19 protein-coding genes are annotated in these 14,907 nt (G+C 59.5%); 11 read left to right on the plus strand and 8 right to left on the minus strand.

The genetic code is table 11. The annotated features are described in order from the left end of the window. Positions 1-65: 65 nt before the first annotated feature. The 5 genes from I6J26_RS10080 to rpmB form a co-directional block, all read right to left on the minus strand. Entirely contained in the window at positions 66-860 is a 795-nt protein-coding gene (locus tag I6J26_RS10080) for a hypothetical protein (RefSeq protein ID WP_115021469.1), read from the minus strand. A 262-nt stretch (positions 861-1,122) separates the two neighbouring features. Then, a complete protein-coding gene (gene rpsR / locus I6J26_RS10085) occupies positions 1,123-1,377 on the minus strand; it encodes a 30S ribosomal protein S18 (RefSeq protein ID WP_039674516.1) in 255 nt (84 codons plus the stop codon). A gap of 15 nt (positions 1,378-1,392) precedes the next feature. After that, a complete protein-coding gene (gene rpsN / locus I6J26_RS10090; protein ID WP_039674518.1) occupies positions 1,393-1,698 on the minus strand; it encodes a 30S ribosomal protein S14 in 306 nt (101 codons plus the stop codon). 3 nt (positions 1,699-1,701) lie between these two features. After that, positions 1,702-1,866 carry a 50S ribosomal protein L33 gene (gene rpmG, locus I6J26_RS10095; RefSeq protein WP_010187624.1) on the minus strand — a complete coding sequence of 55 codons (165 nt, stop codon included), beginning with the start codon at positions 1,864-1,866 and terminating at the stop codon, positions 1,702-1,704. A 2-nt stretch (positions 1,867-1,868) separates the two neighbouring features. Further along, a complete protein-coding gene (rpmB, locus tag I6J26_RS10100; protein ID WP_005279911.1) occupies positions 1,869-2,105 on the minus strand; it encodes a 50S ribosomal protein L28 in 237 nt (78 codons plus the stop codon). 504 nt (positions 2,106-2,609) lie between these two features. Here rpmB and I6J26_RS10105 point away from each other — a divergent pair. From I6J26_RS10105 to I6J26_RS10135, 7 genes are all read left to right on the plus strand, one after another. Then, on the plus strand, positions 2,610-2,879 hold the full coding sequence (locus I6J26_RS10105; RefSeq protein ID WP_005530151.1) for a type B 50S ribosomal protein L31: 270 nt from the start codon (positions 2,610-2,612) through the stop codon (positions 2,877-2,879). A 15-nt stretch (positions 2,880-2,894) separates the two neighbouring features. After that, complete coding sequence (gene rpmF, locus I6J26_RS10110) at positions 2,895-3,068, plus strand: 50S ribosomal protein L32 (protein ID WP_039674524.1); 174 nt, start codon at positions 2,895-2,897, stop codon at positions 3,066-3,068. 256 nt (positions 3,069-3,324) lie between these two features. Further along, positions 3,325-4,023: a response regulator transcription factor gene (locus tag I6J26_RS10115; RefSeq protein WP_039674526.1), complete on the plus strand. Its 699-nt coding sequence runs from the start codon at positions 3,325-3,327 to the stop codon at positions 4,021-4,023. Positions 4,024-4,088: 65 nt separating this feature from the next. Beyond that, entirely contained in the window at positions 4,089-5,573 is a 1,485-nt protein-coding gene (locus I6J26_RS10120) for a HAMP domain-containing sensor histidine kinase (RefSeq protein ID WP_239121774.1), read from the plus strand. A gap of 110 nt (positions 5,574-5,683) precedes the next feature. Further along, entirely contained in the window at positions 5,684-7,189 is a 1,506-nt protein-coding gene (locus I6J26_RS10125) for a S1C family serine protease (protein WP_115021471.1), read from the plus strand. Positions 7,190-7,335: 146 nt separating this feature from the next. Continuing rightward, complete coding sequence (locus I6J26_RS10130) at positions 7,336-7,929, plus strand: MogA/MoaB family molybdenum cofactor biosynthesis protein (RefSeq protein ID WP_115021472.1); 594 nt, start codon at positions 7,336-7,338, stop codon at positions 7,927-7,929. Next, positions 7,929-8,177, plus strand: a complete 249-nt coding sequence (locus tag I6J26_RS10135; RefSeq protein WP_115021473.1) for a hypothetical protein — start codon at positions 7,929-7,931, stop codon at positions 8,175-8,177. The genes I6J26_RS10130 and I6J26_RS10135 overlap by 1 nt, the downstream gene beginning before the upstream one ends. Positions 8,178-8,339: 162 nt before the next feature. Here I6J26_RS10135 and mscL read toward each other — a convergent pair whose 3' ends face one another. The 3 genes from mscL to I6J26_RS10150 all read right to left on the minus strand — a co-directional run bounded on the left by mscL (position 8,340) and on the right by I6J26_RS10150 (position 10,320). Then, a complete protein-coding gene (gene mscL, locus I6J26_RS10140) occupies positions 8,340-8,759 on the minus strand; it encodes a large-conductance mechanosensitive channel protein MscL (RefSeq protein ID WP_115021474.1) in 420 nt (139 codons plus the stop codon). A 278-nt stretch (positions 8,760-9,037) separates the two neighbouring features. Continuing rightward, on the minus strand, positions 9,038-9,697 hold the full coding sequence (locus I6J26_RS10145) for an SAF domain-containing protein (protein WP_115021475.1): 660 nt from the start codon (positions 9,695-9,697) through the stop codon (positions 9,038-9,040). Positions 9,698-9,753: 56 nt separating this feature from the next. Then, entirely contained in the window at positions 9,754-10,320 is a 567-nt protein-coding gene (locus I6J26_RS10150) for a 5-formyltetrahydrofolate cyclo-ligase (RefSeq protein ID WP_115021476.1), read from the minus strand. Between the two features lie 70 nt (positions 10,321-10,390). Here I6J26_RS10150 and I6J26_RS10155 point away from each other — a divergent pair, with 70 nt between their 5' ends. The 4 genes from I6J26_RS10155 to sepX all read left to right on the plus strand — a co-directional run bounded on the left by I6J26_RS10155 (position 10,391) and on the right by sepX (position 14,887). Further along, positions 10,391-11,320 carry a UTP--glucose-1-phosphate uridylyltransferase gene (locus I6J26_RS10155; RefSeq protein WP_115021477.1) on the plus strand — a complete coding sequence of 310 codons (930 nt, stop codon included), beginning with the start codon at positions 10,391-10,393 and terminating at the stop codon, positions 11,318-11,320. Between the two features lie 59 nt (positions 11,321-11,379). Beyond that, positions 11,380-12,672, plus strand: coding sequence for a molybdotransferase-like divisome protein Glp (gene glp / locus I6J26_RS10160; protein WP_115021478.1), 1,293 nt, complete (start codon positions 11,380-11,382; stop codon positions 12,670-12,672). A gap of 4 nt (positions 12,673-12,676) precedes the next feature. Next, positions 12,677-13,387, plus strand: coding sequence for a GNAT family N-acetyltransferase (locus I6J26_RS10165; RefSeq protein ID WP_115021479.1), 711 nt, complete (start codon positions 12,677-12,679; stop codon positions 13,385-13,387). A gap of 141 nt (positions 13,388-13,528) precedes the next feature. Further along, on the plus strand, positions 13,529-14,887 hold the full coding sequence (sepX, locus tag I6J26_RS10170; protein WP_115021480.1) for a divisome protein SepX/GlpR: 1,359 nt from the start codon (positions 13,529-13,531) through the stop codon (positions 14,885-14,887). Positions 14,888-14,907 lie beyond the last annotated feature (20 nt).

The raw sequence follows: 14,907 nt of genomic DNA on the forward strand, positions 1-14,907 counted from the left end.
GCGTCACTCATTAAATATTTTCAGCTAAACTATCGTACTCCCTAGAGCGGGAAGCGTTGAATTCACTACCCAGACGTAGTGCCTACCACCCTACCGTGCCGTGCCACGATGGATTCAACAGTTGCAGAAACTGCGCGGCACGCAGAGCCATAGGCAGTGCGATCCAACGGGGGAAGGTCACCAAGGGCGACGCTGTGCTTGTCGACGCCCTCGTACCAGCGCCCCAACTCCAGCGCCATGCCCGTGCCCCACGCCAAACTCAGGCCCTCGGCCTCACTGGCAGTGAGCAGTTCGCGCTCGACACCGATGGCTAGGCGGTCTGGGGTCGGGCGCGGGGCCGGGGCAGCCCAGCGCGCAATAGCTGACACCGGAGCTAGCAACGTGGCACGGATGGCGACGTCTGCGGTGCGGTCAGGCAACCCATCAACGAGAGTAAGCGGGGCAGGGCGCTTCGCCAAGGCATCGGCGTACAGTTCTTCTTCACCACCATGGCCCACGGGCAGTCCGGCATCGGCCCGGGCGGACGTGGTGTCCGCCACCGCAGAACACCGCAGGCCGGCGTCAGTCACGACGCTTTCGAGTTGCTTATCCTCACCGAGCCACGTGATGCGCATGGAAGGAAGCAGGTCGCCGCGGGCAGCTGGCCCGGTCAGACGTACTGGGCTGGAGAGGCCCGGAGAGCGTACGAGATCCGTTACGATGCGGGAAAACCAGGCTGCGAGTTCGAGGCTATCGGCGCGGTGCGCTGTGGCATTGCGCAGGAGATCCTGTGCCTCTTCCAGAAGGCCGCGGGCATGCGCGGGGGAGTGGCAGTGGGCAGCAAGCTCGCTTAGATCAGTCAACGACTCGTGCAGCGACATAAGGTTCAAAGCCCCTTTCGGTCAGGGTGATTCTTGTTTTTCAATGTAGCAGCACAAGGGGCACGAGCAGCGCGGTGGGTACCCAGAGCTGACCGGGGGGTGGCGGTGGCAACGAAAAGAAGGCGAAAGGGGAGGGAAAACGACAATCGCCGCCTCAGCTCCTCAAAATGAGGAACGAGGCGGCGATTGAGAAGCTCTTTTGTCCTGTCCTAGTGAGTCACGAGTACAGCGGCAAAAGTGCGCTGTTGAAACCAGCTAGTGTTTAGCGGGACGTGAACGGCAGGAGAGCCATTTCGCGTGCGTTCTTGACGGCAGTAGCAACCTGACGCTGCTGCTGCGGGGTCAGACCGGTGACGCGACGGGAGCGGATCTTGCCACGATCGGAGATGAACAGACGCAGGGTCTTGATCTCCTTGTAGTCAACCTGCTCGATGCCTTCGGCCTTGAGCGGGTTCTTCTTCGGGCGACGGGTCTGCTCCATACGGAACTTCTTGTGATTATTACGCTTGACAGCCATTGTGTGGTTACCCCTTTACCAGCTGGACTTGCGAACGCCCGGCAGCTCACCACGGTGAGCCATGCCGCGCATACGGACACGGGACAGACCGAACTTACGGAGGTAACCGCGCGGACGTCCATCAGCGGAGTCGCGGTTACGGACGCGGACGCGGGCGGCGTCACGTGGCTGACGGTTCAGCTCGAACTGCGCCTCGAGGCGCTCGTCGTCCGGGGTGTTCGGGTTCTTGATGATTGCCTTGAGCTCAGCGCGACGCTCCGCGTAGCGGGCGACGATTTCCTTGCGCTGCTCGTTCTTGGCGATCTTAGACTTCTTAGCCATAGATTATCGCTCCTCGCGGAATTCGACGTGCTTGCGGACAATCGGATCGAACTTCTTGAGCGTGATGCGATCCGGGTTGTTGCGCTTGTTCTTGCGGGTCACGTAGGTGTAGCCGGTGCCCGCGGTGGACTTCAGTTTGATGATTGGACGGATATCATTACGTGCCATCGTTAAATCTTCTCCCCACGTGCGCGAATCTTGGCCACAACGGACTCAATGCCGTCACGGTCGATGATCTTCATGCCCTTGGTGGAAACATTCAGGGTGATGGTACGGCCCTCGGAGGGCAGGTAGTACCGACGACGCTGCACGTTGGGGTTCCAACGGCGCGAAGTGCGGCGGTGCGAGTGCGAGACCTGCTTGCCGAATTCCGGCTTGCGGCCCGTTACCTGGCAAATAGCCGACATGGGTCTTCTTTCTCCTAGCCGCCCACATCGAAAGCGACTAACGGAGTGCCTTAGCCGCGGTGAGGCGCGGCGCTCGAAAAGTGAGGTTGAGCAGGAGGCATAATTCCGTTGAACACCAGTTGATGAGGGCGTAAAACGATTACTTTGACAACAGCAAGGGGAAATCTTACATGCCAGGAAGCTCAGAACCTAATCGCTGATTCGTGACCCAGAGATGCGCGCTGGGGAAACGGAGGCAATACGCCATTATAAAGGTAGGGGAGTGGTGCCGCCTTCTGCCGATTTAGGTTTTAGGGTCGGTGGCCTGTAGGATATTGCGAGTTGTCGGCGCGAGCCGCACAGTTTGTAAGAATTGAGACCCAACTCGGGCACGATCCTTACGCGCACAGTTACTCTTCGTAATCTGCGCCAGTTCAGCAATACGCATCATGGGCCGGCCTAGAACCTAGTGATTGTGTGGAGAGAAGGAACCGACCCGTAGTTCAACCCTGAGGGAATCGACATATGAAGAAAGATATCCACCCGGATTACCACCCGGTGGTCTTCAAGGACGCCGGTACCGGCCACTCCTTCCTGACCAAGTCCACCGCTACCTCCGACCGCACCGTTGAGTGGGAAGACGGCAACGAGTACCCGCTCATCGTCGTTGACGTGACCGCTGAGTCTCACCCGTTCTGGACCGGTGCACAGCGCGTTATGGATACCGCTGGTCGTGTTGAGAAGTTCAACCAGCGCTTCGGCGCAATGGCTCGCCGCAAGAAGAAGAACGCGTAAGGAGGATAGGAAAAGATGGCAACTCCTAAGTTTAAGAAGTCCCGCGCGAATACCCACTCTCGCCGTTCCCAGTGGAAGGCTGACAACGTCGCCCTCCAGGAAGTCACCATCGACGGCCAGACCGTGCGCATCCCGCGTCGTCTGGTGAAGGCTGCCAAGCTCGGCCTCATCGACGTCGAGCAGTTCTAAGGCATTAAGAGCCTGTCTAAGGTATTAAGCCTGCTGCGAGAACAGCATCCCCGAATCATTCATTCATTTTGAGTGAATGCTTCGGGGATTTTTGCTTCTTTTACTCGTCTTTCCTCTCTTGTCGAGGGTGTTGACGTCCGTGCAATGTCCGTGCAATGCATGAGGTTGGTGACTTTTCCCTTAAGGGGGGATATAAGGGGGCGAAAAAATTCTGCTCGCTTCGTGAAAATGCCCTTCGTAAGTCATAATTGGCTATATGAAGATTCTAGTCGTGGATGATGAGCAAGCCGTACGCGAATCGCTTCGCCGATCCCTGAAGTTCAATGGCTACGATGTAGCGTTGGCTGCTGATGGTGTGCAGGCTGTTGAGGCAGTGCACCGAGATAATCCTGAATTGCTCATCCTCGACGTCATGATGCCAAACATGGACGGCCTTGAGGTCTGCCGCACCCTGCGTAGTGAAGGGTGGGATCGCCCTATCCTCGTGCTGACTGCTCGTGATGGCGTGTCTGACCGTGTTGCTGGCCTTGACGCGGGCGCTGACGATTATCTGCCCAAGCCCTTCGCGCTGGAGGAGCTTCTTGCTCGCGTGCGTTCCCTGGTCCGCCGTGCGGCAGCTGACTCCATTGGGTCCAAGCAGCCGGCCGAGACTCAGCTGAGCTTCGAGGACCTTAAGCTCGATGCTGATACCCGTGAGGTAACCCGCGGCGATCGTCAGATTTCTCTGACCCGTACGGAGTTCGCTCTGCTGCACCTGTTGATGGAGAATCCGCGCAAGGTGCTGTCCCGAAACACCATCCTCGAAGAGGTGTGGGGCTACGATTTCCCGACGTCAGGCAATGCGCTGGAAGTCTACATTGGCTATCTGCGTAAGAAGACCGAGGAAGATGGCGAACCCCGACTCATCCATACCGTGCGTGGCGTGGGCTACGTCATGAGGGAGGCCACCGCGTGATTCTCCGAAGGCCCGCGCCTCCCGCGGTGCCTTCTGAAGCTTCAACGGCTACCACCGAGGTAGCCATGACACCTCGCCGACGCGGGTGGGCTTCACGGGCGCCACTGCGATGGCGCCTTTCTCTCGTTACTGGTGTCGTCGTGGCCGTTTCCGTGGCGGTCATGACGTTGGTGACCTACTGGTTAGTAGCGGTGTCGATGACCGCCAGCGTCGACAAGCACATGGCTCAGCAGGCGGACGTGTTGATCCGTCAGGCCCAAGACCCGAGCTTTGTTAACAACATTGACCAAGAGATCGCGTCCTTCAAGTTCTACAATCCAGACACTCGTGTCTCTATCTCCCCAGCGTCGGAAACCTTTGCGTATGGTGATGCGCTGCCGGTTGGCGGCGATTTCAAGCGCGACGGTGACACTACGGAAACCTCCATCCGCACGGTCGGTGGCGAGCGCGTCTTGGCCAGGTCCCATGATGGTGGGGCCACGGTGGTGGTGGCGCAGGATTTGGGGCCTACCGAAGAGCTTATTGCTGCCGTTGGTTCCGCCTTGCTCATGATCGTGGCGTTCGGCGTCCTGCTGTCTATTTTTGCGGGCATGGTGGTGTCGAAGACCGGTATGCAGCCGATCGCCCGCCTCAAGCGGGCCGCAGATTACGTCACCCAGACTAATGATCTGCGCCCGATTGAAGTTGTGAGCAACGATGAGATGGCGCAGCTGACGGTGTCCTTCAACCGAATGCTCAGTGCCCTCCAGCACGCACGTGTGCAGCAGTCCCAGTTCGTTGCGGACGCCGGTCACGAGCTGAAGACTCCGCTAACCTCGATGCGCACGAACATCGAATTGCTCATGATGCTGAATAAGTCTGGTGGCGGTTTCGGTATTAGTGAAGAGGATCGTCGTGACCTTGAAGAAGACGTCATGGCGCAGATGTCAGAGCTTTCCACGCTTATTGGTGACCTTGTTGACCTTGCCCGTGAGGATGCAACGGAGAAGGAGCCAGAACCAGTCGAACTTCATGAGGTTCTGGAAAATTCCCTCAACCGTGCTCGTCGTCGCCGCCCAGACGTTGACTTCCGTGTGCGCTTTATCCCGTGGGGGCTCGACGGTGACCCCTTCGCCTTGGGGCGCGCCACCCTCAACCTCATGGACAATGCTGCCAAATGGTCGCCGCCCACCGGCACGGTGCGTGTATCCATGCGCCAGGTGGCGGAGGATAAGGTGTGTCTGCGAGTTGATGACTCCGGTCCGGGTATTGCTCCGGAGGAGCGCGAGAAGGTCTTTGAGCGCTTTTATCGCTCCGCGGAGGCTCGTTCGATGCCGGGCTCCGGCTTGGGCTTGGCCATCGTCAAGGCCGTCGTTGAGCGACACAATGGCTCCATCACCATCAAGGAATCTGCTGATGGCGGCACACGTATGGAGGTCATTTTGCCCGGCTATCCGGTCGAGGGCGATGCCATGGTGGACGGCCTTGAAGAACAGCCCAATGATCTTCCGGCAGCGAGCCCTGCTGACCGCGGTAAAATCTTCGCGGAGCGCTGGTTCAACCAGGGCTAGTTTGAGCGTTCCACCCCAGTTCAGTACATACAGGAAACGTTCAGCATCTCGTAGCAGAATGGCAGTACTGCTACAGAACGACGCCAGCACGGTAAGGCACACTAGAGAGCATGAACATGAGGAACTCGAACATGGATCACTCGCAGGATCCCCGCCGCACGCACGCGGGAAGCGAGTCTACTGGTTGGAACCAGCCCCGTACTGATGCTCAAGGCTCACAAGGTTCCAACGGTTTCGGCAACCGTCCCAGCGACGGGCCCCACATGAATCAAGGCGCGACGGGAGCTCCGTCCTCGCCCGCATTCCGCGCCGCCCAGGCCCCGTACGGTGGTCAAACCTCGGCTCACAACCAGGGTCCGGTTAGCGGTGCGGCCTCTGGCTTTGGCGGACAGCGCCCTCAGAACCAGCAGCCCTATCGTGGCCGCGGATTCGGTACTTCTCAGCCGGCGGCTCAGAACCAGCAAACATTCGGGAACCAGCAGGCACCCGGTGTGCACCTTGTACCGAATGAGCAGAACGAAAAGCCGAAGCGCAAAGTGGGGTTAGGAACTGCACTGGCGATGATGCTCGTGGGGGCGGTGGCACTCGGAGGCGTTACCGGCGCTGTCGTAGGCGCGATGGGTAATAATGGCGACTCCACCTCGACTGTCAACGAGGTCCTGCAAAATAAGCCGGTGGCCAACAGTACTGGCAAGGAACCTGCAGCAGGGTCGGTGGAGGACGTCGCATCGAAGGTGCTTCCGGCGGTGGTGTCTATCTTCAGTATCACCCGTTCCGGCGGTGCTGAAGGTTCCGGATCCATCATTTCTCCAGACGGCTATGTTCTGACCAACCACCACGTCGTAGCCGGTGCTGACCAAGGTGGACGTCTCGAGGTCACGATGAATGACGGTTCTCGTCATTCCGCTACCTTTGTGGCGTCGGATGCCACGACGGACGTTGCTGTCATCAAGATTGATGACGCTACGGATCTTCCTTTCCTGGAGTTTGGTGACTCCGAATCGGCAGCTGTAGGGCAGGAAGTCGTAGCCGTGGGCTCCCCGCTGGGCCTCAACGCAACGGTGACGTCCGGTATCGTCTCGGCGAAGAACCGGCCGGTGCGTGCCTCACAGGAGGGTGGTGAGTCATCGCTTATCGACGCTATCCAGACCGACGCCGCGGTCAATCCCGGTAACTCAGGTGGTCCTTTGGTGGACATGGAAGGCAACATCATCGGTATGAATTCGATGATTGCTTCGCTGTCGAGCGGTACAGGTTCAGAAGGCGGTTCAATTGGTCTGGGCTTTGCTATCCCGTCGAACTTTGCTAAGCGCATGGCCGATGAGCTCATCAACAACGGCAAGGTGAAGCACCCCACCTTGGGTGTAAAGGTACGTGCGCAAAGCGATGTCTACGGAGCCGAAATCGTTGACGTTGACCGCGATAGTCCCGCGGATAAGGCAGGGCTGAAGGCTGGCGATATTGTCACTCGTGTCGATGACCGCCTCATTGAGAGTTCTGATTCGCTCATCGCGGCTACGCGTTCCCAAGAATTTGGAGCGACTGTCACTCTTGAGGTGACGAGGCCAGATAGCGAAGATTCGCGACAGGTAGAGGTAACGCTGGCGAGCGAGTAAGTTTACAAATATCCACGCGGCCTAGAAGCCTCTGTGTCTCTAGGCCGCGCAGCGACCGCCAGACGCACGATCTAGAGACAACACAGCGACAACATCGAGACGACACTGAGATGACGATGGGCCTTCGGCCTTAAGGAGACACCGCCTTGGCAGAGAAAACCGACACCACAGACTTGTTGGGACGCGACGCTTCGCACGAGCTGGATGACGTCAACGAACCCGATGATGCGTTCCTGTTCGCCAGCGAACAGGAACAGAGCGTGCAGGCCCCGCGCCGTGCGCTAGTCGTCATCGTTACGGATCACCCGGATGACTCCGCACAGGATACTTCGCGCCTTGCAGGTGAGCTGCTGGTGGAAGCCGGCTTCACCGTCGATGGCGCGGTGATAGTTCGCTCGAAGAAGTCTAAGATCCGCCAGGCCATTGAAACTGGTGTTGTCGGCGGCGTGGATCTTGTTCTCACGATTGGCGGTACCGGCGTGGGCCCTCGCGATAAAACTCCGGAGGCGACCCGTGCGGTGCTGGATCAAATGGTTCCCGGTGTTGCTCAGGCACTGCGTTCCTCCGGCCAAGCCTGTGGAGCAGTGGATGCGTGCACGTCCCGCGGTATTTCTGGTGTGTCTGGCTCCACCGTGATCGTGAATGTGGCTTCCTCTCGCGCCGCTGTGCGTGACGGCATGGCCACGCTGACTCCGCTGGTGCACCACCTCGTCGACCAGCTCCAGAAGTCAAGCGTCTAATGGACCATTCTGAACAGCGCCCTGCGCGCCGTCGCCGCCGCGCGCAGCGCCCGTCCACTGCGGAGAATTATGACCGCAGTTTTGATGCTCCCAGCCTAGATGCTCGAAGCACCGAGCACACCGGGGGAGAAGATGAGCTACGCAGCGTCTCCTTTGACGAGGCTGCAGCTGTTGGCGGCGACGACGAGCCCACCGGCGAAGCTTTTTACCGCGAAAATATGCCACCTCACTTCGGCTCGACGCAGTAGGGAAGTAGAGGGGCCAGAGGAACGAACAGGACAAGAGGCACAAGTGCCACATACCTATTCGCAAAAGGCCGAAGGCCGCCCCAGAAAACGAAAGAAGGCCAGCCCTTTCTCCGCGAAAGGGCTGGCCTTACAGCAAGCGTGAACGCTTGTGAACAGCCGAACCTACTTGGTCGTCGTGTTGGTGGTGCCACCATTCTCAGCAGCGAGAAGGTCGCGGATTTCGGCTAGGAGCTGCTCGGAGGTCGGGGCAGCTTCCTCCGGGTCCACGCCCTGGCGGCGCTTAGCGCGCTCGGTCAGTGCGTTAATCGGCGCAACGATGCCGAAGTAGACCACAGCGGCGATGATGAGGAAGTTGATGGCGGCGGTAATCACTGCGCCGAAGTCGAGGAAGGTATCCGGGTTGTCAGTGATAGCGAATCCGAGAGCGCCAACGTCCGCAGAACCAAAAGAGTTGATGAGCGGCTGGATGAGGTGATCCGTCACGGCGGTGACAATTGCGGTGAAGGCAGAACCGATGATGACTGCTACGGCGAGTTCGATGACGTTGCCGCGCATGATGAAATCTTTAAAGCCCTTGAGCATAGGAATGTCCTTATCTGCTATAGCCTCGCGACTTACTGCGGCGCGGTCGAACGCAGGGCGATCGGTGCGGCAGTAGGAAAACTCTAGAGAAAGAGGCGAGGCTGAGTGGAAAATTACTGTGATGAGAGGCCACGTGGCGGCGCGGTGCCGTCAGCAGCGTCTGCGCTGTTGGGCTGTGGCGCCTAGGGTGGACAGAGATACCGTAGTCCGTTTGTGGTGATACCGGCAAGATGTAGAGACAGCGTTGCGCCTAAACGAGCCGACTATCACAGTTGTGGTCAGCTGTGTGCCCGGTCGCCCACAATGACGACCGTAAGCGGCTGGGCCAGGGAGGCTGCCGCGACGGCTTCTGCGGCATCTGCCGGGAGCGCAACGAGCAATGTGCGTCCCCTCGCACCGTCATCAGTTGTGCCTACGGAGATTACACGCGCACCGCTAGCGATAGTTGGACCATGTACGGCAGAGAACTCGACATCTAGTGCTTCTGCCTCACCTGTGCTGCTGCCACCAACGATGTTGACCGTATCGCCATGGTGCAGATTCGAAGCTATCTCAGGTTCAGCCAACGTGAGTGGGATGAGATGGGCATCTTCCATACCGAAATCTGCGATGAGATCTGAGCTCAGCAGGCGCGTCGTCGTGAGGATTTCTCCTGGGCTGGCGGAGGCCAGGAGCACTCGGCCCACCACGTCTTCCGGGTTGCTGCCCACAGCGGTGGCAGGAAGCAGGGAGGAAGGGACGCGGGCTAGGGAGACATCATCGCGTGTGAGTTTCTCACCCGCGCTGACCTCTCGAGCCATGACAACGGTATGGGGATGCTCACGTGTCGAGGCCACAGCGCTGAGACCAGCGGCCACGAGCAAAACGCAGGCCAGTACGCGGCGCAGGAGAACGCTGCGCCGGTGCCCCGGTGTGCGTAGAAGCTGGAGAAAGTCCATGCCTTCTTAGACTGGGCCTAGGTTCAGTCGGTTCCCAGAGTGCTATTCCCAGAGCTCTATAACCAACGCATTTCGCGCTCGGTAAGGATGCCGTCCACGGGGCGATCGTGCTCTTCATAAGGCACCTCGCGAACTTCTGTGGAGTGCACGAGCGCGACAACCGGCGGGTGCCCCGTTGGCAGTGGGCTAAGGGCTCTGTCGTAATAGCCGGCGCCTTTACCCAGCCGCATACCGGAGGGGCTCACAGCCATAGCTGGGGCCAGAATGAGGTCCAGTGTTGCCAGGATCGAACTCGAGTGGCGCTCGCCGATGGGCTCCGCAATACCTAGCGCGCCAGGGCGCATGGAGTGTGGGCCGTCGTACAGTGACCACAGTAACTGGCCCTGTGGAGCGGAAATAGGCAGATACACCTGCGCGCAGGCTGCCTGGACAGTGTCCACAAACGCCGAACCGCCAGGCTCCGTTCCCAGTGGATAGTAAGCAGCCACCTTCATTTCGGGAGTCAACAGGGAACGTACCCCTCTACACCAGGCTTGATTATCCTCCTCGCGCTGCTCGGCACTCCGTGTGCGTCGAGCGTGGAGAAGTTGGGCTCTGAGAGCATCCTTAGTGGAAGTTGTCATGGATATAAATCATAGAATGGTCGCGTAGCGCAGCGCAGTGACGCGGTGGACGCATTGTAAACTGGAATCTATGGCTATTGCACATGAGGATTCCTCGACAGGGATCGCCACGGTTGTTGTCCCCGCTGCCGGCATGGGCACCCGCTTTCTGCCCGCCACAAAAACTGTGCCGAAGGAGCTGCTCCCCGTCGTAGATACGCCGGGTATTGAGCTGATCGCGGAGGAAGCCGCGTCCGTCGGCGCCCAGCGCCTGGCTGTGATCACCGCGCCGAACAAACAGGAAGTGATGCGTCACTTCGAGGAGTTTCCTGAACTCGTCGATACTCTTGATTCCCGCGGCAAAGACGAACAGGTAGGCAAGGTTAAGCGCGCCTCCCAGCTAATCCACCCCATTTCCGTCCCTCAGGAGAAGCCACTGGGATTGGGGCACGCGGTGGGGCTGGCAGAATCCGTTTTGGATGATGACGAGGAGTACTTCGCCGTCATGTTGCCGGATGACATTGTTCTCCCCGCCACCGTAATGGGGGAGATGGCGCGCGTGCGTGCTGCACTAGGCGGCAGCGTGCTGTGTGCTTTCGAGGTCTCCCGTGAAGAGACGTTTAACTATGGTGTCTTTGATGTGGAGGACACCAATGTCCCGGGTGTGAAAAAGGTCGTCGGCATGGTGGAAAAGCCCGACCCAGAGGACGCACCGTCTAATCTCGTGGCAACTGGCCGCTATCTGCTCGACCGTCAGATTTTTGATGCTTTGCGCCGAATTAAACCTGGTAAGGGCGGCGAATTGCAGCTCACTGATGCCATTGAGCTGCTCATCACCGAGGGGCACCCGGTTCATGTCGTCGTACACCAAGGTAAGCGCCATGACTTGGGTAACCCGGGTGGTTATATCCCAGCTAACGTCGATTTTGGTCTGCGTGATCAGAAGTACGGTCCGGCACTGTACAAGGCGATTAAGCAGATCATGGATGAGTATGAGGCAGAGAACGGCCTCAAGGGTTAGCCTCTGCGCATTATGATCTAGTTCATCCCTGAAGAGCCCACAACAAAGGTAGGCGGTTTATGCGTTCGGTCGATGACCAGATGGCATTTGTTCTTGATGCAGCGGTGACCCCGGAACCGGTGCGCATCGCTATCGCGAATGCTCTGGGTCTCAAGTGTGCCGAGGAGGTGCAGGCCAACCAGCCATTGCCGGGTTTTCCGCAGGCAGCGATTGACGGTTACGCTGTCCGTGCCGTCGACGTCGGTGGTGAAAGGGCGCTCAAAGCTCGCTCACGACAGTCCGAAGAGGACGTCGATGGCTCTGCTGCGGAGCCGGAAGTCGAGCGTTCCCTTCCGGTGGTGGGCGAGGTACCCGCAGGCTCCCGTCAGCCGCTTCGCTTGCAGCCTAAGCAGGCGGTTCGTGTCTATACAGGTGCGCCGTTGCCGACTCTCGCTGACGCCGTCCTTCCCCTTGAATGGTCAGATCGCGGCCGCAAGCGCGTCACCTCGCACCGTCCAGTGCGTTCGGGCGATTTCGTGCGCCGTGTGGGTGATGATATCCAGCCCGGCGATGTCGCGGTATCTTCAGGAACGATCCTGGGACCAGCACAGATTGGATTGCTCGCGGCAGTGGGCCGTTCCAAGGTTCTGGCTTATCCGCGCCCGCGCGTGACCATCGTGTCCTACGGCAAAGAGCTTGTTGACATTGATCGCGAACCCGGTCTTGGGCAGGTGTTTGACGTCAACTCCTACTCCTTGGCGGCGGCCGCTAAGGAAGCAGGTGCCGACGTACAGCGCGTGGGTATCGCGGCCGGTGAACCGCGCCGCGTGCGCGAAGCACTGGAGACTTATCTGGCACGTAGTGAAGTCCTAGTTATTTCAGGGGCCGTGGGCGGTGCCGGTGCGGAGGAGATCCGGGAGGTCCTTGATGAGCTTGGTGATGTCGATACCTCTCGCGTCGCAATGCACCCAGGCTCAGTTCAGGGCTTTGGGCTCTTGGGTGAGGAGCGCATTCCGACGTTCCTGTTGCCATCGAACCCGGTGTCGGCTCTCGTCATCTTTGAAGTCTTTGTTCGCCCACTCATCAAGCTGTCACTGGGCAAACGCTCTGGTCAGCGCCGCGTGGTGCGAGCACGAGTACTCAACCATGTGGAATCCCGTCCCGGCCGCCGCGGGTTTATTCGTGCGCGCCTCATGCGCGATGCAGAAACGTCCGACTACCTGGTGGAAGGTCTCGGCGGCGCCTCGGGTGCACCAGCCCACTTGCTTGCGGGTTTGTCCGAGGCCAACGCCATGATTCGCATTCCTGAGGATGTGACGGAGATTCGTCCGGGCGATGTCGTCGACGTCATGTTCTTAACCCAACGCAGCTAGGGCCATGCTCGATCCCTTTGGAACCGCCGCCGGACGGCTGTCGAGACCTGCCAGCGGTGCGGTCAATCCTGACCACCCCGGCTGGCCGGAGGCTACACCTTCGCTAAGAATGCGGGGCACCGCGGCTTTCCCCCAAGGCCTGAACGTGCGGCTGCGCCCATTGTTGCGCAGTGACGGTAGTGCGTGGCGTCAGCAGCGCATTGAGGACCGCGATTTTCTCAAACCAGTGGAGCCGACGCTGCCGACGGAGTGGGCCTCCGCGCATTCCCAGTCCGCTTGGTGGAACCATTTGATGTTCCTGCGCGAATCGGCGCGTTCAGGGACGGTCGTTCCCCTCGTCATTGAGGTCGATGGGCAGTTTCGTGGCCAACTGACCTTAGGCAATATCCAGCATGGTGGGGTCAGTGAATGCTGGATTGGCTACTGGGTACATTCGGGTGTGCATCGCGCAGGCATCGCTACCGCCGCCTGCGCCCTGGGGGTGGATCATGCCTTTTACCGTGTTGGCTTGCACCGCGTCACCGCGACGTATCTCCCAGAAAATCCTGCCTCCGGCAAGGTCCTGCACAATAACGGTTTCCGGGATGAAGGTTTTCTGCGCCGCAATCTCCATATCGATGGCGCGTGGCGTGATCATCACTTCTTGGCGCTTAACCGGGAGGACTTTGCATCCAGTGCAGTGGTGCGTCTGCGAGCTGCCGGCCGAGTTGTCTAAAGCTTAACTACCTCTGCTTTCACATAAGTCACAACCTTGTAATTTTGCGGCCGACAATGCCCGAAATGAGCCCGTAGGCGGCTAGAGTGGGGGCCTAGTTGTACTCCCTTTTCGTCGACCCTGGAAAGTGGGACCCTCCTCATGATGACCACTGTGCCCATCATTCTCGTCATTGTGGTGTGGCTTTTCATTCTCGCGCCCTGGTTGCTACGCTCCCAGCGCCCAATGAGCCACACCGGTGAGGCATTTGAAGAGACGCGTGTGCTTTTTGAGGGGGACTCCGGTTCGGTTCTTGGGCGCCGCAAGCCGCGACTTGGCAAGGACGATGTGCGTCCGAGCAGTTACAGTTCGGCCGACGACGCAGACGCTGATTACGAACTGGTTATTGCTGATGATCCCGCGGCGGATAGCTCCCGCTCCGCGGAATCCTCACGTGGGGAAGCCGAGGATGCTGATACTGTTGCGGCGACTATCGACGGCGAAGTGGTCGAAGCAGCCACGGAGTTTGAGGACGGCATCGATAGCGACGCTGGCACAGACGGTGCGGAAAATGCTCAGGCGGTGCCTGCCAGCGCTGCGCAGGCTGACGCGAAAGCCGACTTAGAAGATGAGGACGATGACGACGATGACGACGACGTGATCGTGGATGAGGAGCGCGCAGAAGACGCAGAGGGCGTGGAGAATGCCACCGGCCGCACTGATGCTTCCGCGGCTGAGGTCTTCACGGTTCCGGCTAATGCTTCCGTGGCTGAGGACGCTTATGAGCACGATGAAACCTACACCTCACCGGTGGACCTTCTGTACCCAGGAGCGATCGATGCGCCGGAGTACTCAGACGTGGCCGACGGCGCCAACGCTGCGGCCGGTTCTAACGGCTCTGAGGGAGCTGGAGAATCGGACGCCGCCGAGTCTAGAGTTGCCCTACCCGTGAGCGAGACCATCACGGCAGACTCGGACGCTGACAAGCGGATGACCAGTGACTCCGATACTGAACTCTCCGCGGAAGAACTTGCTTTCGCACAACGCCGGCTCGGACGCGGCGGTTGGGACCCTGTCAAGGAGAAGGAGGCCTCAGCAACTCGTTATCAGCGCCGTCAGCGCACGCTCATTGGCTTGGCCATCGCCGTGGTAGCCACTGTGTGCCTCGGCATCGTGGTGGGGGGATGGACGTGGTGGTTCGCCGGCATTACCGGTGCCATCACCACTATCTACCTGGTGGCCTTGCGCTCCCAGGTGCGCCGTGAGCAGGAGCTGCTCCGTCGTCGCGTTTACCATCTGCGCCGTGCACGCCTTGGCGTGCGGAACGCGGACAACCCCGCTGAGTCCCTGCCGCCGAACCTCCGCCGACCGGGCGCACTCGTCTTGGAGATAGACGATGAAAGCCCCGATTTCGACTTCCTGCCGGTCTATGACGAGGATGATAGCGATGGCGGCTTTGACGGTCCGCACAGCTCGCCACGTCAACGCCGCGATGACCTCGCCGCGCGCCGCGTGGGTTAACTCCCAAGGACTAGCCTGCC

It is taken from the genome of Corynebacterium minutissimum, from assembly GCF_016889765.1.
Lineage (GTDB): Bacteria > Actinomycetota > Actinomycetes > Mycobacteriales > Mycobacteriaceae > Corynebacterium > Corynebacterium minutissimum_B.